We start from the raw sequence: 21,802 nt of genomic DNA on the forward strand, positions 1-21,802 counted from the left end.
AACAAATTACTGCAAACGGAATGTCACAGGAACGGTATATTTCACAGCAACCGCCATATTATTCTGGACACCCGGTTTCCATTTAGGCATCGATTTGATAACCCGGACGGCTTCCGCATCCAGCGAAGGATCCACGCCCCGGATTACTTTTACATCGCTCAATGCTCCATCCGCCCCTATGACAAAGGAGCAAGAGACGCGGCCTTGTATTCCGTTTTCCTGTGCTATGACCGGATATTTAATCTTTTGTGACAGATATCGCAACAACGAATACTGCCCGCCCGGAAATTCGGGCATCCGCTCTACAACTGTAAAAATGCGGCCGGAAGTATCGATTCCTTTTACCGGCGTCCCGGATACAGAGGCCTTGTGCTTATTGGCCAGGCGGAAAGACACCGGCACCGTATATTTCACATTAACCGCTTTCCCTCTCTGCTCGCCGGGCGACCATTCCGGCATAGCGTTTATGATGCGCAACGCCTCCGCATTCAATGCCGGGTCCACACCCCGGATCACTTCCGCATCCGTTATGGAGCCATTCTTCCGGACGATAAAGGAACAACTTACGCGTCCTTCGATTCCGTTCCGCATCGCGGATTCCGGATATTTGACACTGGAAGCCAAGTATTTCAACAAAGCTTTTTGTCCACCGGGATACTCCGGCATTTTCTCGACCACCGTAAAGACTTGCTCCTCGGCCCGCTTAATAGCAGCCAATTCTTCTTTCGAAAGAACATATCCTCTGTGCATTTCAGCCGGTTCCTCCTTGTTCACAGCAGGGAACAATTGTATCGGCAACTGTATGGCCTCCGGCATAAGAGCTTCGGCAAAAGAACTTTCCACCAGCTCATCCGTGATACGTGCCACGGCGTCTATATTGCTAAAGATCAGCAGTCCTCCCACGATCGGTATAAAGATCAGGTATTTAGCCCTGCCGATACCGTGCGAACGTTTCTTGTTCATCATGCTGATCCGGTTCTTCAGGTGCAGCATATTAAAACTATTGGATAAAGAGGTTGCCGATTTGTTTGTATGGGACAGCCCCAACAGATGGTATTGATAGCTTCTGCTGTCGTAGCCCGACTCGAGCACGGTATCGTCCGCCAGATATTCGAGATTATGGCGCACTTCCCTCTTCAACAGCCACACAAAGGGATTCACCCAGCAAACGATACAGATCAGCTCACAAATGATCACGTCGATCGAATGCCATTGGCTGACATGCGTACCTTCATGTGTCAGGATTTCGTCGATCTCCTTGTCCGAATGACTGCCGGGATGCAGGAATATCAGCCGGAAGAAAGAAAAAGGTCCGGCCGGGCGGTCTAAAACATGCACACGCGTATCATAAATCTGCATGACCTTCGATTTGCGCGCCAATAATAATATACTGCTCAACTGCACCAGGAAACGGAGCAACAAGGCAAGAACGCCTCCCCAATACAAATAGGATACACCGGAAAGGAGCAAGCCATGCCAATCTGTTTCAGGGACATTATCGGGGGTAATCGTGGTTTCGGGTAAAATGGCCGAATACATCTGAATGACTTCTACCATCGGTTCCTGTTCCCGTATCCAATCCTGAATATTCATCAACGGATAAAGCAACGCCACCCCAAAGAACGCCAACAGGGTCGTACGGCGCAATTTGAAGAAAGTGTCCCTGTAAAAGAACAGTCTATAGAAGGCATAAAGGAGTACAAAAGCTACATTTACCTTCAAAAAGTAGGCAAATTCCGGTGTCATGGCAATACGGATTTAACGGTTTATTCTCGTCCTTTCTCTATCATATCGATGATCTCTTTCAGCTCATCAGCCGAAATCTTCTGCTCTTTGGCAAAGAAGGAGACCATTTCCTTGTATGAGTTCTCGAAGTAGTTGTTCACCACACTTCCCATAAACGTCCGTTTATATTCTTCCTGTGGGATCAGCGGCCTGTACTCGTAAGTATTACCGTAACGCTTCGCTTTCACGTACTTCTTGCGTTCCAGATTTTTCACAATAGAGGCGAGTGTCGTATAAGGAGGTTTAGGCTCTTCATACTGCGCCAAAATGTCTTTGATAAAGCAAGGAGCGATCTGCCAGATCCAGCGCATCACATCCTCTTCTTGTCTTGTTAATCTTTCCATGTTTGTATATTAATTTTACGATCGTATCGCAAAGCTACGAATCCATCGTAAATATACAAGAGATAATGCGTTAATTTGTATTAATGTCTCATCTTTTTATAACCTCCCGGGATTTTCTGCCAAATCTTCTATAAGGTGTCGATACGCCAATTATAAGAGTATTCGAACCTTCTGCAAACCATCGAAATATACAAGAACCCCCTTTCGGCCGTTTTTTCTATTTCGTCCGAAAAGTTGTTCCATTTTGGATTGACTCTTTTCACGGTTTAAGCTTCCCTTTCTGACAATAAGAAAAACGAGGTGCGCAGCCCATTTCGATAAACGGGCAATTTGATCGCCGAAAGCCGGAAACGCCGGCAAAGTGATAAACCTTAACTCCCGGAGAATCGAATATTTGAAAACAAAACGGACGGCGTTCCAAATATCGCAAGGAATTTTTAGGGGCCTTGTCGCCGTGACGACCGTCTTCATCGCCTTCGCGACCGTCTTCATTGGAATGGCGACCGTCTTCATAGGGTATGACGACCGTTCTCATGGCGATAAAGTACCGGGAAAACGAAATAAAGTCCGACTTCACGGCAATAAACTCCCGAAAAAGAGAAAAGAGCACCTTTTTGACGGCTGAAAAGATGGTTGACATTTACTTGGTCTCGGATGCTTTTCAAGGATGAAAAATACGTTTTTTACAATAACCCCCTCCTATTTTTCATATTCTCCCTCAAAAAATTGTCCCTTCAAATTATTTTCTATACCTTGCGTTGCTCATTTGTAAAGTAAAGAGAGTTCAATACATTATAGAGATGGATATCAGCCTTGAATCAAAATATCTGAAAGAGCTTGGGAATGGAAATCATAAAGCCTTCGACACGCTTTACATCCAATACAGCCCGAAGGTGAAGCATTTCTTAACCAGCTTCATCAAAAATCCGGACAAAGCCAGCGATATGGCACAGGATATCTTTTATAAAATCTGGACAAACCGCGAAACGATCTCAAAAGTCGATTCATTTAAAGCGTATCTCTTCCGCATGGCCCGCAATATGATCTACGATTATTACGAGCATAGCCTGATCGAAGAGAATTACCAACAGAAAGAACAATACAAATCCGACTACAGCGACTTGATAGAAGAAGAGCTGTACGCCAAAGAGTTATCTCTGCTTATAGACATCGCCGTGGAAAAAATGCCTCCCCAACGGCGCAACATATTCATCATGAGCCGCAAAGACGGATTAAGCAACGAAGAAATCTCCCTGCGCCTGAATATCAGCAAACGAACCGTCGAAAACCATCTGACACAAGCGCTTGCCGAACTGCGTAAGATTGCATATTCTATTATCTTGCTTTTTTTCTGATTAAATCACATTCCGGCTGTGTGTGCTCGTCCACTTGTCCGTCTGCTATTATATAAAGACGAAAAAATGGACAAAAGCTATATACATATACTAATTGCTAAATTTTTCGGTAACGACCTGTCCCCGGAAATACAAAAGAAGTTTCACACCTGGCTTCTTGACGAGAATTTTCAGAAGGAAAAAGAAAAAGCATTGGCTGCTTTATGGGAGGAAGATCCGGCTGTGGCAGACGATTCAACGTTCCAAGAACTCGAACAACTGCATAAACGGATGAAAACAACCGACCGGCAGCCTTATAAATCCATTGGTTTGTATATCCGGAGAATCGCTGCGATCCTGCTTTTGCCTTTACTCGGAGCTTTTGGAACGTACTTTTATTTAACGGAGATAAACCCGGTTGTTGAAAAAACAGAATTGGTGGAGTGTTCGACTTCCTATGGAGAGAAAAAACAAATCACCCTGTCGGACGGAACAGTTGTCTGGTTAAACGCAGGTTCGCTTCTTGTCTATGAAAAGGATTTCAAAGGTGCCACTCGTACTTTGTTTTTAAGCGGAGAAGCCAATTTCAAAGTAGCCAAGAATCCCCGGAAACCATTCATCGTAAATACAAAATACATGGACGTCGAGGCATTAGGGACCATTTTTAACGTACAATCCTACCCGGATTCCCCTAATACAATCGCGACATTAGAAGAAGGAAAAATCAAAGTCGACACGAAATATCCTGTCCGGCAATCATTTATTATCAAACCCAATGAACAAGTTGTGTACAATCATATAAATAAGAAAGTATCCTTCAGCAAGGTTGACGCAAACAAATGCTCCTACTGGAAACAAGGCTACCTGATATTCCAGGGAGCTACATTCGGGGAAATCGTACAAACGATCGAACGTAGCTTCGGGGTTACCGTCAACTATGAAGCCGGCCGATACAAAGAGCGGACATTTACAATCAAGTTCACTCCGGATGAAGGATTGGAGCACGTGATGGATATTCTCCAAAAAATAATCGGCTTCAAATACAAGGTAGAGAACAATAACGTATTCATTTATTAAAAAGAGGAGGCACATACCATGAAAAAAAGAAACCGGGGAGCCGACGCCAATCATTCTCCCCGGAATTGAAATCGTAGAACACCACGCCTGATATCTTTTTACAGATAAGGGCATTTTATTCTAAGTATTCAACTAAAAAATCTAATTTACAAAGATATGGAAATAAATAAAGAATCACAACACGGCAGGCTAAATAGTCTGTTCATCTTTGCTTTTATTTGTTTACTTCTCACACTCCCGCAACAAATCTTTGCGGAAAACCAGAAAGTAACATTGACTACAAAAAGTATAACCTTAAAGACTGCATTTGAAGAAATCGAAAAGCAAACAGGATACTCTGTCGATTATGAAGATACAAACATCAGTTTGAATAAAATCGTAAATGTTTCTATCAACAATCTGAATTTGCCGGATGCTATAAAAACCGTGTTGAAAAATACCGGATATACCTACTCTATCGAAGGGAAACACATCGTTATTTCAACACAGAAAGTCAATCAGGCACAGAAACGTAAAATCACCGGAAAGGTGAATGACGCCAATGGCGAACCGATTATCGGAGCCAATATCGTTGAAAAAGGGACGACTAACGGTACGATAACAGACATGAACGGAGATTTCACATTGGAAGTCCCGGAAAAAAGCATATTGCTGATCAGTTACATCGGATATGCTCCACGTGAAATCGCGGTCGGAACTCAACAGAATATCAGCATAAAACTGAATGAAGACACGGAAATGCTGGAAGAAGTGGTCGTTGTCGGTTACGGTACACAGAAAAAGTCGGATGTAACAACGGCAGTCGCTTCTGTTTCCTCCGAAAACTTGAAAAACCGGGCAGCCGTAAGTTTTGGCGAAGCAATGGCCGGACAGGTTCCGGGTGTACTTATCCAACAAACGAATGGTGCTCCCGGCGGTGAAGGATTGACGATTAAAGTCCGTGGAACAGGCTCTATCACACAATCCAATGACCCGCTCTATGTAGTAGACGGTTATCCGATGGAAGGGGGAGCCTTCCGCCTGTTGAACTCTTCTGATATAGAGAGTATCCAGGTATTGAAGGATGCATCTTCCACTGCCATTTACGGTTCAAGAGGTGCAAACGGCGTTGTGATTATCACGACGAAGAAAGGACAGATAGGGAAACCGAGCGTACAATTGAATGCATACGTCGGATTCCAGCAACGTGAGAAAAAGGTCGAGATGATGAACCGCGACCAATATGTACAGTGGTTTATCGACGGCCGCAACCAGGCATGGTTGGACGCAAAGGTCATTTCATCCGATCCGGACCAGTCCCCGCATACAATCAACGATCCGAATTCCCGCCGTGCCCTCTATTCGGGAGCAAGCAGCCAGTATATGATACCGGACGGGACAGGCAGCTACAAATACAACTTCCTCGATCCGGCTTCCGTTGCACAAATGCCGGACAACGATTGGCAAGACCTGCTATACCGGAATGCGATGATGCAACAATATGAGCTGTCGGTTTCAGGAGGTGCGGAAAATACGCGCTATACATTCTCCGGCAGTTATACCAGCCAGGATGGTATCGTTTTGAATACGGACTATGAACGTTATAATTTCCGTACCAACATTTCCTCCAAGATCGCAAATTGCCTGAATGTCGGCATGAGCCTGATGGCTTATTATGCAAATGGAACAGAGCAGGCCAACGGAAAAGACTCTCCTGTCATGTACGCATTGAACCTGCCGCCTATCTATCCTCTTTATAATGAAGATGGCACATACGGATCGATGGTCCGCAATCCGGAAATTCTGGCAGGCGACGTAGCCAACCCGATCGGGATAGCCGAACAGGTCATGAACAAACGGAAACGTCACGGATGGTTGGGTACGATTTTCGCAGAGTGGGAAATCATTAAAAACCTGAAATACCGTATTAGCATAAATGGTAGTATTCAGGACAATATCAACAAGAAGTTCGAACCGTCGTATGTCGATTTCGACAGTTCCAAAGCGCCGCGTCCGGCAAAAGGGATCAATGAACGTTGGACAGATCGGGACTGGGTAATCGAAAATACATTAAACTATTCATTTACACTGGCAGACAAACACAGTATCAATGCTTTGTTAGGATATACCACACAATCGCATTCTTACGAACATATGTACGGAGAAGCCAGAGGGTATGCGAACGACAACATCACGACGTTGAACGCAGGAACCATGTATTCCTTGACAAGTGACGAATCCGAATATTCGATGATCTCTTATCTGGGACGTATCAATTATGTCTATGATAACCGGTATATGTTGACAACGACTCTTCGTGGCGACGGTTCCTCCCGCTTCGGACGGAATAAGAAATGGGGTACCTTCCCGTCCGTCTCCTTAGGATGGCGTATTTCACAGGAAAAGTTCATGCAGGATGTGAAACAGATCAGTGACCTGAAGATCCGTGCCAGCTTCGGTATTTCCGGTAATAACCGTATCGGTAATTACTCTGCCATCGGCTTGTTATCCACCGGATTCTATCCGACAGGAGATGCAGTCCAGAACACGGTTAATCCGAACACGATGACAAACGACGATTTGGGTTGGGAACGTACACGCCAATATAATTTAGGTTTTGAATTAGGTATGTTCAACAATAGAATCCGTTTGGAAGGCGACTTCTATGACAGCCGGTCTATCGACTTGCTTTTGAACGTCCCTGTCCCGACCATTACAGGCTATTCCACTCAGATGCAAAATATAGGAAAAGTCCAGAATAGAGGTATGGAATTTTCTTTGAATACCAAGAACCTGACAGGAGCATTTACCTGGTCCAGCAACTTTAACATCTCATTCAATAAGAATAAAGTGTTAGAGGTTGGCGTTGACGGCCGCCCGATCTACGGAAGCGCACCGAATGCCAATAATGCGTTCATCACCCAACCGGGATATCCGATTGCCAGTTTCTATGGATATAAATATCTCGGAGTTTTCCAGAGTGAGGAAGAATTAGCCAAATATCCCCATCTGAGTGGAGATAAAGTGGGTGACGGCCGCTATGAAGATGTCAACAAGGATGGGAAACTCGATCAGAATGATAAAACGATATTGGGAGACAACAATCCGTTATTCACAGCTGGTTTCAGCAACTCTTTCAGCTATAAGAATTTCACGCTGGACATCCAGTTTACAGGTTCATACGGCGCAGAAGTATTCAGCTTCTATAAACGCATGTGCGGCATCTATCACGGTGATCGTAACGGCATGATTGAACAAATGGGACGCTGGCGTTCGGAAAACGAACCGGGTGACGGTATTCACTTCCGCCCGACCCGTACACCTTCCGGCTGGCAACGCGATCCTTCTTCAGCCTGGGTACAGGATGCTTCTTACCTGCGATTGAGAAACCTGACTTTCGGCTACAACTTCGACCAGAAAGTGTTGGATAAAGTAAAGATGAAAGGGTTGCGCCTGTATGTAACAGGACAGAACCTCTTCACTATTACGAATTATGTAGCTACGACCCAGAGACCAGCAGCCAAAGCGGCCTTTCACAAGGGGGTGACTATCTGGATATCCGACTGCCCGTTCATTTATAATCGGTGCCAATATTACGTTCTAAATGCTTAATACTATTCATTATGAAAAAGATATATTTATTATTCGTACTATCGCTTTTATGTATCTCTTGCAGTGATGATTTCATCACCAAGAATCCTCCTTCCGATCTAAACTCCGAAGGGTTCTACAAGACTGAGTCAGATATGAATCAGGCTGTACTGTCGGCTTATGCTAATTTACGATCTCTTTATAATCAGACTTATGTCAGGTTAGGGGAAATCCGTTCGGACAACACGACTTATTCCTGGTTAAGCGGAAACCCGGCAAACGAGAAGGGAGTGGATGAATTTGCTTCTCCGCTGTTACCTGAAAACAATTTTTTAGCCAGTTGCTGGGATAACAGTTATAAAACTATTTTGCGTTGTAACATTGTTATCGGGCGAATCGGAAATATCGAGTTCAAAGACGAAAAGCTAAAGAATCAGTATATTGCGGAAGCCCGCTTCTTACGTGCATTAATCTATTTTTACCTGAATCGTACGTTTGGCGGTTACGGATTAAACGGCGAATTGTTGGGGGCGATCAAAGTGGATAAAGAAATCACCCAGGTCGAAGCGTATGAATTGGGCAGAGCTCCTTTGCAGGAAATGTACGATCTGATAATCGAAGACTTGAAGTATGCGGAGGGTAATTTACCTGAAGCATACGGTTCTACCGATATCGGCCGTGTGACAAAAGGAGGAGCAACCGCTCTATTGGGGAAAGTATATATGACAATGGCCGGTTATCCGCTGAACAAAGGGGATGAATATTACAAATTGGCGATTGAACAGTTCAAATCGACAATCAATAATCCCCGCTATTCTCTGGTCGCGACCTATAAAGACTTGTTTGAAGTCTCCAACAAAAATACGTCAGAGTCTCTGTTCGAAGTCCAATACAAAAAAGGCACTCAGGGCGGAGCTACCGGAAGTCCTTGGAATAATAATTTCGCACCTCGATTCTCCGACAAAGAAGTGGTCCTGGTCGGAGATAAAGGAGGGGAAAACTCGCCTACACAAGATATGTCTAATGCATATGAAGTCGGAGATCCCCGTAAATATGTATCCATGCGTGATGGTTGGACAAATGCAAAAACCGGAAGCTGGGAAAATGAGAAATATGTCTGCAAATATTACGACGTTTCATCCAGTGGTTCGGATAATGACAACAATTGGATCGAGTTGAGACTGGGAGACATTTACCTCTTATATGCAGAAGCTCTTGTCCGCACAAACGGAGATAAGCAAACAGCGATTAATTACGTGAATAAAATCAGGGAACGTGCACGCAATACACCGGGAGATCCGGATATTACACCGGCAGCTGATTTACTACGTGACTATACACCCGGCGATTTCCCAACGGCGAATGATTTATTACTCGCCATTGAAAAAGAGCGCCGCGTGGAACTGGCATTTGAGAACCATCGCTGGTTTGATCTGGTCCGTACCGGAAGGGCTAAAGACGTAATGACTGCCGAACAAAAGTTCGACGGATATCCCGAATTTACTTGGAGTGACGATGCATTGGCTTATCCGATTCCGATGACCGTTATGCAGTCTAATCCGGGAAAAATCATTCAGAATAAAGGATATACGCAATTATAAACTATCTTTACGAGGGGCAAAACGCCCCTCGTAATAAACTTATAATCCTATATTGTTATGAATAGATTAAGAATTACATTCGGTCTCTTATTATGCAGCCTTTCTTGTGTCTGCTTTGCTCAAAAAGAAGAACAAAAGTGTACAATCTCAGATTGCATAACCACTTTTTCGGAGGAACACGTGAATAAGAACAGTACAGGCTGGGCTTTCTGGTTCATCCCTGCGGACGGAATTGCGGATACGCTTTCGGTTAAAATGTCCTATGTAGACAAAGGGATAAAAACCCATGAGCCGCATTCCCATTTTGAAGACGAGCTATTCTACATGGTCGAGGGAACATCCATTGTCCGCCTGAATGAAGAAGAACATGTTCTCAAGCCGGGGGATGCTTTTTATGCGCCGGGAAATTCCTCTCACAACATCCGCAGGACAGACGATCATCAAGCCATTAAGTATGTCATGTTCAAACGTGAGATTCGTGGGAAGCTGTCGGAACCGTTTTTGCCGGGAGTAAGAAATTACTCGATGAAGGACTGCCTGATTCCTTTCAAAGAATCAGCCCTGACTAAAAACGGCAATGACAAGACCATGTGGTATCTGACAAAAGAAATGTCTGCCGGAGGACTGAATGCCCGACTTCATATCCTTTCCGGTTCTGCCCGGTATGAAGCGGATGGCTATTCAGGACAAGAGGTTTATTTCATACTGGATGGAAAAGCAAATGTTTCGGTTAACGGTGAAAGCCGGACCATCGAACCGCTTTCATCCTGCTATTGCCCTGCCGGCTCCAAACATAGTATCCGGAATGCCGGCAAAGACGTTTTGAAATTTATTGTAGTAAGGACAAAATAATTAAAATAGATATGACTAAAATAATCACATTTCTAACAATGTTCCTGTTCTTATGGACAGGGAACATTTATTCTCAGGATAACCAGCTTACAGCTAAAGAAAAAAAGGAAGGCTGGGTATTACTCTTTAACGGGAAGAATCTGGATGGATGGACTTCCGTCGGGAAAGACGCACCGCCTGCATTCGGCTGGGTTGTTGAAAACGGTATCCTGAACGTGCGTAAACAGGGTGACAAAAGGGGAGGTGACATCATCACCCGGGATCAATATTCGGACTTCGACCTGAAAGTGGATTTCCGTATCACCAAAGGAGCTAACAGCGGGATCAAATACTTCTTTACCAAATACGAAAAAGGGGGATGGCTCGGACTGGAATATCAGATTCTGGATGATGAAAACCATCCGGATGCCAAATTGGGACGCGATGGGAACCGGTTGGAAGGCGGACTATACGACATGTTGCCAACCTCACCCAAGCAGGTCAATCCGATAGGAGAATGGAACCAGGCACGTATCGTGGCAAAAGGGACAAAAGTCACTCATTATTTGAACGGGAAAAAGATCCTTTCTTTTGATCGCAGCAGCGAACAATACAAAAAAGCATGGCAATTAAGCAAATACAAAAATTCCAAGCCGATGTTCGGTGATGTCAAGGAAGGACATATCCTTTTACAGGACCATGGAGACGAGGTTTCTTTCCGCAATGTGAAAATAAAAGTATTAAAATAATCTTATAACAAATTGAGACATGAAAAATACAACAAGAAGAGGTTTTATCAAACAGGTAGCCGCCACAGGTGTGGGGCTGACAATCGGTGGTATGTCTTTCAAGGCATCAAGTGCAAAAAGTTATGCAAATATCGTAGGGGCGAATGAACGGGTGAACATGGCCGTTATGGGGACTAACGGACGCGGCGCAGGTATGGCACGCAACTTCCAGAATCATAAAGATGTAGAGATGCGGTATGTCTGCGATGTCGAAGAAAAGGCATTGGCAAAAGGTGTTGCGGCCGTGAAAAAAGCGGGCGGTAATCCGAAGACGGAAAAAGATATCCGGAAAATATTGGAAGATAAAAACATCGATGCGATCCTGGTAACAGCTCCGGACCATTGGCATGCACCTGCCACTATCATGGCTTGCCAGGCCGGAAAACATGTCTACTGCGAGAAACCGTGCAGCCACAACCCGCATGAAGGGGAACTAAGCATTGCCGCCGCCCGCAAATATAACCGTGTCGTACAGGTCGGTGCACAACGCCGTTCCTGGCCCGGACTGACAGAGGGCATCGAAGCGTTGCACAATGGCGTTATCGGACATATCCATTTTGCAAAAGGCTGGTACACGAATAACCGTGCATCCATCGGTTTCGGGAAGGAAGTTCCTGCTCCTTCAACGATCGACTTCGATCTGTGGCAGGGGCCTGCACCCCGCCGCTCCTACCGCGATAACCTGATCCATTACAACTGGCACTGGTTCTGGCATTGGGGTACAGGCGAAGCATTGAACAACGGCACACATGAGATAGATGTCATCCGCTGGGGATTGGGATTAGATTTCCCGACAAGTGTCAGTTCCGAAGGCGGCCGTTTCCGCTTCAAGGATGACTGGGAAACACCCGATACACAGACAATCGATATTCGCTTTGGCGATAATTGCCTTGTTTCCTGGGAAGGACGCAGCTGTAATTCCCGCAATACGGAAGGACGGGACCGTGGAGTCATATTCTATGGAGAAGGCGGCGCGCTGGAAACGGGTGAGAACGGATATCGTATTTTCGATATGAAAAACAAGTTGATCAAAGAAGTCGCATCCAAAGATGTGATCGATGGACGCGACCCGTCCAGCCCGAGTGCAAACCTGGATATGGGACATATCGCAAACTTTATCGAATCCATAAAGACGAACAGCCGTCCGAATGGAGACATAGAAGAGCTGCATAAAAGCACACTGCTGGTTCAATTAGGCAACATCGCCTGGCGAACAGGACACCGCCTGATGATCGATCCGACAAACGGACACATCATCAACGACCCTGAAGCACAACGCCTGTGGAGCCGCACTTACGAACCGGGTTGGGAACCCATTGTTTAAAGCGTCATATCATGGTAAAATAGACGATGAAAAGCCGGACATTTGTTTGTGAAAGCAAATTCCGGCTTTGTTTTTATAAGACTGGCATATAAATTAAAGATTTTATCGTAAATTTGAACTTTCAATAATAACTAAGCCATAAAAAAACAAAAACTTGAATTTAAACATGAAAGCCTTGCTTCTCGTCATGCTGCTCCTGTGCGGCTTGAACACAATTTATGCCCAACAGGAAGTGAATAGCGAGAGTCTTGAGATAAACAATGACGGTCCTCGTCCCATTCATTTTTATAAAGGTAAAAAACTGGAGGGATGCTGGAAAGTGCGTTACCTTTCGGATGATTGGGTGCTGAAATATTATTCTGCAAATTTCCATGAGGGAATTTGTAGTGATACTGTGTGGCATTACGACCAGAAAACAGATTGGTTGACCAGACGGGAAATTCGCCTTTCCGAACATGAAATACTTTGTACGGAGTACTACTATGACATTAATATGCTCTTTAAGGAAGTACGTACGGTAGACGGTTATGCAGAGGGAATCTATAAGGAATGGTATAACAATAGTAAAAATTCGCTCTTTCGCTCGTGTGAATATGTAAAAGGACGTCTTAACGGAGAGAGCATGGAATGGGACAATGATGAAAACTTGAAGTCTGTGGACTACTACAAGGACGGTATGTTAGACGGTTGGTCAACGAATTGGAACTATGAGGAGAATGAAATGGTGAAGAATTTTTATATTGAAGGAGGTTCACCGCGCATCACTGAACAATATCTTTTCGGGGGCGACCGCCTTCAATTAAAAAGCCGTACGGTGTACGATAATCAAGGGAAGGAAGTATATTGGTCTTTAAAACCGGATTGCGACTCAGTACGTGTGGACACTTTGGATTCGGGTATTGAAATACGCGATTACAAACAGGGATGCCTTCTTTCATTGGAGCGCTTCAATGACCAGCTGATTCCTCACGGTATCTTCGAACAGTATAATACAGACGGTAATATCTGTTTGCGTACCATGTATGAAAACGGAGAACAAACATTACAGAATAACTATGATGGCGGGACGGATAGCAGTGTGAAAGAGACGCGTCTTCCGGCAGCGGAAGGTAAGCAACTTTTGCAGACGTGCTGCGATTCAAAATCATTCGAAGGATGTGACATTATGCGTCCGCTTAAAATTCACAATGCAAAAGGGCAGTTAATATTCGAACTTGAAAATGAGGAAAAACGCAGGTATGAATATCATGGTTATGATCCTGTGTTGAAATACCATCAGGCTTTTTCAAGTATCGGCGATTATAATCATGTTCGTTGGTATATTGTTCGGGATGATGGCAGCGGTAGGATGATGGATTTAGATTCGGATGATTGTCTCACCTTGTATGATGTGGAAATTGCCATCAACGCTCATTCCGGAATGATTGCTACTCTGCGTTCCATATTTGAAGGTGACTACGTCGTGACTATCTATAAATATCTGACCAACGAAGAGTACAGTTCGTTTGTACCTGTTGGTACCTATAAAATAAACAACAGTTCTATGTCGTTTTGGAGCATCAACTGGACGGGTGACTACACAGTATTGCTCAGTAGCGAGAAAGACTTTATGCAATTAGAGTTTGATAAAGAAGAACTGGAGTCTAACGACGATTATTTTGATGAAGAAATATGACTTTAGTTGGTTTTGTATAATCTAAAATCACCATGAATATGCGCATTATTCCTTATTTCGTTTTCTTTTTATGTTTCGCTGCGTGTACGGGAACACCACAAAAAGAGCCTCTCGCCCTTTGGTATCATGAGCCGGCACACAATTGGGATGAAGCCCTGCCGGTAGGAAACGGGCGGGCCGGAGCGATGGTCTTCGGAGGAGTTGAGAAAGAACAACTGCAATTGAATGAAAACACCTTGTACAGTGGGGAACCGTCGGTCGTTTTCAAAGATGTGAAGATCACGCCGGAGATGTTCGACCGGGTTACCGGACTGATGAAAGCCGGGAAATATACGGCTGCATCCGACCTGGTCTGCAAGAACTGGCTGGGACGCCTGCACCAGTATTACCAGCCGTTCGGAGATCTGCACATCCAAAACAATAAACACGGAGATGCCGGACAGTACAAACGGACACTCAACATTTCAGATGCTATCGCAACAACAGCATACGAACAAAACGGCATACGCTATGAACGGGAAGTCTTCGCCTCCCATCCGGACGATGTCATCGTCATTCATCTGAAAAGCGAGACCTCAAAAGGCATCGATATTTCACTCGACTTCACCTCTCCCCATCCGACAGCCGTACAGAAAGGAGAAAGCGACCGCTTGATCCTGCACGGACAGGCTCCCGGCTATGTGGAACGGCGCACATTCGAACAACTCGAGCAATGGGGCGACCAATATAAACATCCCGAACTCTACGATGCAAAGGGAAACCGCAAATTCAACAAACGCATACTCTACGGAGATGAAATCGACGGAAAAGGGATGTTCTTCGAAGCCCAATTGAAACCGGTCCTTCCGAAGGACGGAAAATGCGAAATCACGGATTCCGGCATACACGTCTATAATACAGGAGAAGTCTATTTCCTGCTTAGCATGGCAACCAGCTTCAACGGTTTCGACAAAAGTCCGAGCCGGGAAGGTATCGATCCAGCTGCCAAAGCAGCCGATATCCTCGACAAAGCGCTTGCCTATGATTACCCGACATTGAAACAACGCCATACGGAAGACTACCGTTCTCTCTTCGACCGTGTCAATTTAGAACTGGTATCTTCTCCCGGACAAAAGGCAATGCCGACCGACACACGCCTCGAGCGGTTTGCACAAACTGCCGATCCGGATCTGGCCGCACTTCTCTTCCAGTTCGGACGCTACCTGATGATCAGCGGTTCACGTCCCGGAGGGCAACCTTTGAACCTGCAAGGAATGTGGAATAAAGACACGATCCCCGCCTGGAACTGCGGTTATACAATCAACATCAATACGGAAATGAACTACTGGCCGGCCGAACTGACCAACTTGTCAGAGTGCCAGGAACCGCTGTTCCGGATGATCCGCGAGTTAGCCGTCTCAGGAGCAGAAACCGCACAAAACATGTATGGCCGCCGTGGCTGGGTAGCACATCACAACACTTCCATCTGGCGGGAATCCCTGCCGAACGACAATGTGCCGACAGCCTCTTTCTGGCCAATGGTACAAGGTTGGCTTTGCAGCCATCTCTGGGAACACTACCAGTTTACACAAGATACGGACTTCCTGAAAAACGAGGCATACCCGCTGATGAAAGGAGCAGCCGAGTTCTTCGCCGATTGGCTGATTGACGACGGCAACGGACATTTGGTTACCCCGGTAGGCGTCTCTCCCGAAAATACCTTTATCACGGAAGACGGGCAGCAGGCGGCCATGAGCATGGGACCGACAATGGATATGGCGATCATACGGGAAACTTTCACCCGCACACTCGCTACTGCCGAGATGTTCGACCTCGACGAACCGCTCCGCGCCGAACTGAAAGACAAACTGGAACGCCTGCTCCCCTACCAGGTCGGGAAACGGGGACAACTACAGGAGTGGATGTACGATTTCAAAGAACGTGAACCCCAACACCGCCATTTCTCTCACTTATACGGCTTCCACCCGAGTGACCAGATCACACCGGATAAGACGCCGGAGCTTTTCAATGCCGTCCGCAAAACCCTCGAATTGCGCGGCGACCTTGCTTCCGGCTGGTCGATGGGATGGAAGATCAACTGCTGGGCGCGTTTGTTAGACGGTAACCACGCCTATAAAATCATCGCCAACCTGTTCAACCCGGTCGGATTCGGCAACAGCGAACACAAAGGCGGCGGTCTGTTCCGAAATATACTTTGTGCGCATCCGCCTTTCCAGATCGACGGGAACTTCGGCTATACGGCCGGCGTCACGGAAATACTGTTGCAAAGCCATGCCGGCTACATCCACCTGCTGCCTGCCCTGCCCGACGTATGGGCGGAAGGTACGGTTTCCGGCTTGAAAGCAAGAGGAAACTTTGAAGTCGCAATGAACTGGAAAGAGGGCAAGCTGACGGATGCAAATATCCATTCCCTGGCAGGGAAAAGCTGTACGCTGCGTGCCGGACAACCTTTTACAATCAAACAAAACGGCAAAGTCGTTGCCACTTCTACTCCTATCCGATCGAACGGCAAGGAATACCACCAAGCAACATTCCAATCAGATACGCATTTGTCGAATAGTTACAAATTAACACTTTTATTCGATTAACTATTTACCAATCAATAATAATAACAATCATGAAATATTATAAACAAATTCACATTGCCGCCTTTCTTTTTTTACTTATTGGCTGCAATCAGCATCCTCAAAAAGTAGAACGAATCAACATGATTCCAAAAGTTATCACCAATGAACTATATATTTCAAAGAATTGCAAACTAATCAAGACAAATGATTTTTTCTATATATCCGATATAAAAGAAACTGATGGATTTATTAAAATCTATAATCCGGATGGCTCTTTTAATACAAGTATCGGGAAAATTGGAAACGGACCGGAAGAATTTACAACTCCCTATATCACTCCCTATAAAGACGAGGGCATCTTGGTATGGAATCAATGGGGAAGATATAATTCTGCAATTTCTCAAAACACAAAAGAAGGCATGCTTTTAAATCCTATTACGACTTGTTTTATCAATGATAACGTAGCCTCTTTACAAACAGATTTTGAAGGGAATTTCATTATTTACAATCCAACTAAAAAAGAGGGTATTATCACACTCTATTCTAAAGATGGAAAAGAAATCGCTTCTGCCGGGAAGTTGCCATATCCACAAGATATATCTAATAGACAAGAATGTTTTTCGGGCAATATCATGTACAACCCTTATAACAAAAAACTTGTGCTTGCTTTAAACACGCTTCCATATACAGCTGTTTATCAAATTAAGGATAACAACATTACCCTTTTAAATGAACAAGAAATAGGGGACGCCGAGTATCATATTTCAGACAACAATATGAACATTCCTAATCCGGGAAAAGATTGTCTTGTCGGATTTTGTCTGACCAAAGATTACATTGTGTCTATTTTAAATGACCCGGATTATAAAGGAACTGACCGCAGCCAGACTTCCCCTAAACGACACACAGTAGGAGTTTATGATTACAACCTCAATTTAATTAAAATCGCCAATCTCAATATGCCAAGAATCAATTTGGCATCTCAAGGGAATGACAATAGTTTTTATTCTATCGTGTTAAACCCGGAATATAGTATTGTCAAAGCAGAGCTATAAGATGCTGTTTAAAATTTATTCAGCTGTCTTTTGAGAGTTCTTTTGATATCTTTCTTCTGTTTTCAGAAAAGCTACTACTCTTCATGGCAGACGACAGCGGATGGGTATATTGGACGAAACGGAAGCGTATTGGCGCTGGTGGTGTTTGCGGGGACGTCCTATCGGGGTCGTCAGTATGCCGAGCCAGGCCATGCTGATGACCGGAAAAGCAGAGGAGGACAAAAGGATACGTCTGTTTTCTGGAATAATTTCAGTTATTAATCATGTTTTCGCGCACACACCATGTTTATTTAAAAATAAACTCCTACTTTTGTAGTCTGAACACATTATAAACCATTGATATGGATAAGAAAGTAATAACCTTTGGAGAAATCATGCTTAGACTGGCCACTCCAGACTATCTCCGTTTTTGTCAGAGTGATAAATTGAATGCTACCTTCGGTGGCGGTGAAGCAAACGTAGCTGTATCACTGGCTAACTATGGTATTGCAACAGAGTTTGTAACCCGTTTGCCGAAAAACGACATTGCACGTGCCTGTGTGATGGACCTGCGTAAATATGGTGTCGGAACTTCCCACATTGTTTACGGTGGAGACCGCTTAGGTATCTATTTCCTGGAAACAGGTGCCGTAGCCCGTGCCAGCAAGGTGGTTTACGATCGCGCCCATTCGGCTATCTCTGAAATCAAACCGGGAATGGTCAATTGGGAAGAAGTATTCAAAGATGCATCCTGGTTCCACTGGACAGGTATTACTCCCGCTATTTCGCAAGGCGCCGCAGACGCTTGCCTGGAAGCAATCCAGACAGCAAACCGAATGGGTGTACCCGTATCCTGCGACATCAACTACCGCAAGAACCTGTGGAAATATGGAAAGACGGCTTCTGAAGTGATGCCTGCATTGGTTGCCGGTTGCGACGTGATCCTGGGTAACGAAGAAGATGCAGAAAAGGTATTCGGCATCAAACCGGAAGGTTTCGATGTGACAGCCACAAACGGTGAAGTAAACGCTGCCGAATTCGAATCGGTATGCACACAGTTGATGGCTAAGTTCCCGCGTGCCAAGAAAGTGATCATCACACTCCGCGGCGCTATCAATGCCAACCACAATACCTGGGGTGGTGTCCTCTATGCTGACGGCAAACTGTATCAGTCCCGTCGTTATGACATCACGCATATCGTTGACCGCGTCGGCGGTGGCGACTCTTTCATGGGCGGCTTGATCTACGGTCTTTTGACTTATACAACAGACGACCAGAAGGCGCTCGATTTCGCTGTTGCGGCTTCCTGCCTGAAACACACGATCTATGGTGACTTTAACCAGGTGACTGTTGATGAAGTTGAAAAACTGATGGGCGGAGACGCTTCAGGACGGGTATCGAGATAAGAAGAATAATGCGACAATTAGACAATGTGCCAATATGCCAATGGAAGAGACAGATTCGGGACATAAGCTAATTGGCACATTGGCATATTAACACATTAATAAATTATTCATTATGGCAAGATTCAATAAAATGCAGGTACTCGACGCAATCGTCAGCACTGGAATGGTACCTGTTTACTACAATAAGGATGTAGAAACTGCAAAACAAGTCGTAAAGGCTTGTTACGAAGGTGGCGTACGCGCTTTCGAATTTACAAACCGCGGTGACTTCGCCCACGAAGTATTTGCCGAACTGATCAAGTTCACAGCTAAAGAATGTCCGGAAATGATTTTGGGTGTCGGCTCTATCGTAGACGCCGGAACAGCTTCCCTGTACCTGCAATTGGGTGCAAACTTCATTGTCGGCCCGTTGTTCAATCCGGAAATTGCGAAGGTTTGTAACCGTCGCTTAGTTCCTTATACACCGGGTTGCGGTTCCGTATCGGAAATCGGTTTCGCTCAGGAAGTAGGTTGCGACCTGTGCAAGATCTTCCCGGCCGGAAACGTGGGCGGTCCGTCTTTCGTGAAGAATATCAAAGCTCCGATGCCCTGGTCCATGATTATGGCGACAGGCGCTGTCGAACCGACGGAAGAAAACCTGTCGGCTTGGTTCAAAGCAGGCGTGACCTGTGTCGGTATGGGTTCCAAACTGTTCCCGAAAGAGATGATCTCAGCCGGAAACTGGGAAGCAATCTCCACTCTCTGCCGCGACGCGCTGGCTACTATCAAAAAATATCGTTAACAACATAAACCACTAATAGTATGAAGATATTTCTCGATTCCAATTTCCTGCTCCAGTCGGATACCGCCCAGAAGCTGTATCACGAACACGCAGCGAAAATGCCGATCATCGATTATCACTGCCACCTGATCCCACAGCAGATAGCCGACAACTACCAGTTTGCCGACCTGACGGAGATATGGCTTGGTGGCGACCACTACAAATGGCGCGCCATGCGTGCCAACGGTGTACCTGAAGAATATATCACAGGAGACAAACCGGCTTACGAGAAGTTTGAAAAATGGGCGGACACCATGCAACATGCCATGCGCAACCCGCTCTATCATTGGACTCACCTCGAGCTGAGCCGTATCTTCGGCGTAGACAAGGTGTTGAACCCGTCCACCGCCCGCGAGATCTATGACGAATGTACAGCCAAGCTGCAAACACCCGAATTCCGCGCCCAGGCGATCATGGAACGGATGAATGTGGAAGTCGTTTGTACGACGGACGATCCGATCGATGATTTACAATACCATGCAGCTATCCGCAAAAGCAGTCTGAAAACAAAAGTTCTTCCTGCCTGGAGACCGGATAAGGCAATGGCGATCGAGAATGTCGCAACATACAATGAATATCTGACGAAGCTGGAAGCCGCCGCCAATATGTCGATTCTGAACTTCAAAGATCTGATCGGCGCCCTGCAGAAACGTCACGATTTCTTCGAATCGCAGGGTTGCAACCTGTCCGATCACGGTCTGACCACTTTCTATGCCGAGCCCTACACAGATGCCGAAATCGAAGCCATCTTCCTGAAAGCCCGCATGAAGAAAGAGCTGACAGCCGAAGAGATCGACAAATTCCGTTCCGCCATGCTCTATGAGTTGGCAGTAATGGATGCCCGCAGTAATTGGGTACAGCAGTTCCACATTGGAGCTACACGTAACAACAACGCCCGTATGTTCAAGAAGTTAGGTCCGGACACCGGTTACGACGCTATCGCCGATGCCGAAGTCGCCACTCCGCTATCCCGCTTCCTGAGCCGCCTGGACGAAGAAGGCATGTTGGCAAAGTCGATCTTCTACAACCTGAACCCGCGTGACAATGAACTGATGGTCACCACGATCTACAGCTTCAACGATGGTACGGTGCCCGGAAAGATGCAATACGGTTCCGGCTGGTGGTTCCTGGATCAGATCCACGGTATGGAAAAGCAACTGAACGCTCTGTCAGACTTAGGATTACTAAGCCGCTTCGTCGGTATGCTGACAGACTCACGTAGCTTCCTGTCTTATCCGCGTCACGAATACTTCCGCCGTATCTTGTGTAACATCCTCGGCCGCGAAGTAGAAAATGGCGAATTGCCCGCATCCGAACTGCCTTTCATCGGCAAGATGGTTGAAGACATCAGCTACAATAACGCAAAACAGTATTTCGGATTCTAAGAGTCCTTTCCTCAAAAAGGGGGTGTGTCAAAAGTCAGACACACTCCCTATTTCATGTTGCGAAGCATAAAAATCAAAGTCAGATAAGTTTGTTTTATCAAAGATAAAAGGCTTCCTTTGTGGTGTTGCCCGTTTTAAGAGATATCATAAACAGAGGGGGTGACGGATTGACCAAAGAAGCCTTGACTATACACAAGTAAAGCTTGGCTATTTGTAGTCCAGGCTTTTTTTATACATTGGAATCACAAACAATAAATAAAA

General features: G+C 45.5%; 16 protein-coding genes. 13 read left to right on the top strand and 3 right to left on the bottom strand.

Features of this window, described 5'->3' with window-relative positions:
• Window positions 1-6 precede the first annotated feature (6 nt).
• The 3 genes from DW083_RS09055 to DW083_RS09065 form a co-directional block, all read right to left on the bottom strand.
• Window positions 7-1,746 carry a M56 family metallopeptidase gene (locus tag DW083_RS09055; RefSeq protein ID WP_122332147.1) on the bottom strand — a complete coding sequence of 580 codons (1,740 nt, stop codon included), beginning with the start codon at window positions 1,744-1,746 and terminating at the stop codon, window positions 7-9.
• A 20-nt stretch (window positions 1,747-1,766) separates the two neighbouring features.
• Window positions 1,767-2,129: a BlaI/MecI/CopY family transcriptional regulator gene (locus DW083_RS09060; protein WP_115498879.1), complete on the bottom strand. Its 363-nt coding sequence runs from the start codon at window positions 2,127-2,129 to the stop codon at window positions 1,767-1,769.
• Window positions 2,130-2,388: 259 nt separating this feature from the next.
• Window positions 2,389-2,769 carry a hypothetical protein gene (locus tag DW083_RS09065; RefSeq protein ID WP_147382117.1) on the bottom strand — a complete coding sequence of 127 codons (381 nt, stop codon included), beginning with the start codon at window positions 2,767-2,769 and terminating at the stop codon, window positions 2,389-2,391.
• Between the two features lie 160 nt (window positions 2,770-2,929).
• Here DW083_RS09065 and DW083_RS09070 point away from each other — a divergent pair, with 160 nt between their 5' ends.
• The 13 genes from DW083_RS09070 to uxaC all read left to right on the top strand — a co-directional run bounded on the left by DW083_RS09070 (window position 2,930) and on the right by uxaC (window position 21,541).
• Window positions 2,930-3,484 (top strand): RNA polymerase sigma-70 factor, encoded by a 555-nt coding sequence (locus tag DW083_RS09070; RefSeq protein WP_122332149.1) that lies wholly within the window; start codon window positions 2,930-2,932, stop codon window positions 3,482-3,484.
• Between the two features lie 66 nt (window positions 3,485-3,550).
• Window positions 3,551-4,540 carry a FecR family protein gene (locus DW083_RS09075; protein WP_122332150.1) on the top strand — a complete coding sequence of 330 codons (990 nt, stop codon included), beginning with the start codon at window positions 3,551-3,553 and terminating at the stop codon, window positions 4,538-4,540.
• Window positions 4,541-4,696: 156 nt separating this feature from the next.
• Window positions 4,697-8,131: a TonB-dependent receptor gene (locus tag DW083_RS09080; protein WP_233552011.1), complete on the top strand. Its 3,435-nt coding sequence runs from the start codon at window positions 4,697-4,699 to the stop codon at window positions 8,129-8,131.
• Between the two features lie 11 nt (window positions 8,132-8,142).
• Entirely contained in the window at window positions 8,143-9,711 is a 1,569-nt protein-coding gene (locus DW083_RS09085; RefSeq protein WP_122332151.1) for a RagB/SusD family nutrient uptake outer membrane protein, read from the top strand.
• A 180-nt stretch (window positions 9,712-9,891) separates the two neighbouring features.
• Complete coding sequence (locus DW083_RS09090) at window positions 9,892-10,563, top strand: cupin domain-containing protein (protein ID WP_233552016.1); 672 nt, start codon at window positions 9,892-9,894, stop codon at window positions 10,561-10,563.
• A gap of 11 nt (window positions 10,564-10,574) precedes the next feature.
• The gene (locus DW083_RS09095; RefSeq protein WP_233552018.1) at window positions 10,575-11,291 is read left to right on the top strand and encodes a DUF1080 domain-containing protein; all 717 of its coding nucleotides are present in this window, start codon (window positions 10,575-10,577) and stop codon (window positions 11,289-11,291) included.
• 19 nt (window positions 11,292-11,310) lie between these two features.
• Window positions 11,311-12,654, top strand: a complete 1,344-nt coding sequence (locus DW083_RS09100; RefSeq protein ID WP_115498871.1) for a Gfo/Idh/MocA family protein — start codon at window positions 11,311-11,313, stop codon at window positions 12,652-12,654.
• A 154-nt stretch (window positions 12,655-12,808) separates the two neighbouring features.
• A complete protein-coding gene (locus DW083_RS09105; RefSeq protein WP_158582099.1) occupies window positions 12,809-14,329 on the top strand; it encodes a toxin-antitoxin system YwqK family antitoxin in 1,521 nt (506 codons plus the stop codon).
• Window positions 14,330-14,361: 32 nt separating this feature from the next.
• Window positions 14,362-16,917 (top strand): glycoside hydrolase N-terminal domain-containing protein, encoded by a 2,556-nt coding sequence (locus DW083_RS09110; RefSeq protein WP_122332155.1) that lies wholly within the window; start codon window positions 14,362-14,364, stop codon window positions 16,915-16,917.
• A 29-nt stretch (window positions 16,918-16,946) separates the two neighbouring features.
• Window positions 16,947-17,951 (top strand): BF3164 family lipoprotein, encoded by a 1,005-nt coding sequence (locus DW083_RS09115; RefSeq protein ID WP_122332156.1) that lies wholly within the window; start codon window positions 16,947-16,949, stop codon window positions 17,949-17,951.
• A gap of 341 nt (window positions 17,952-18,292) precedes the next feature.
• Window positions 18,293-19,336, top strand: coding sequence for a sugar kinase (locus DW083_RS09125; RefSeq protein ID WP_115498867.1), 1,044 nt, complete (start codon window positions 18,293-18,295; stop codon window positions 19,334-19,336).
• A gap of 112 nt (window positions 19,337-19,448) precedes the next feature.
• A complete protein-coding gene (locus DW083_RS09130; RefSeq protein ID WP_115498866.1) occupies window positions 19,449-20,117 on the top strand; it encodes a bifunctional 4-hydroxy-2-oxoglutarate aldolase/2-dehydro-3-deoxy-phosphogluconate aldolase in 669 nt (222 codons plus the stop codon).
• Window positions 20,118-20,137: 20 nt separating this feature from the next.
• The gene (gene uxaC, locus DW083_RS09135) at window positions 20,138-21,541 is read left to right on the top strand and encodes a glucuronate isomerase (RefSeq protein WP_122332158.1); all 1,404 of its coding nucleotides are present in this window, start codon (window positions 20,138-20,140) and stop codon (window positions 21,539-21,541) included.
• Window positions 21,542-21,802: the final 261 nt, after the last annotated feature.

Origin of the sequence: Parabacteroides sp. AF48-14 (genome assembly GCF_003477465.1) — a bacterium.
Classification (GTDB): domain Bacteria; phylum Bacteroidota; class Bacteroidia; order Bacteroidales; family Tannerellaceae; genus Parabacteroides; species Parabacteroides acidifaciens.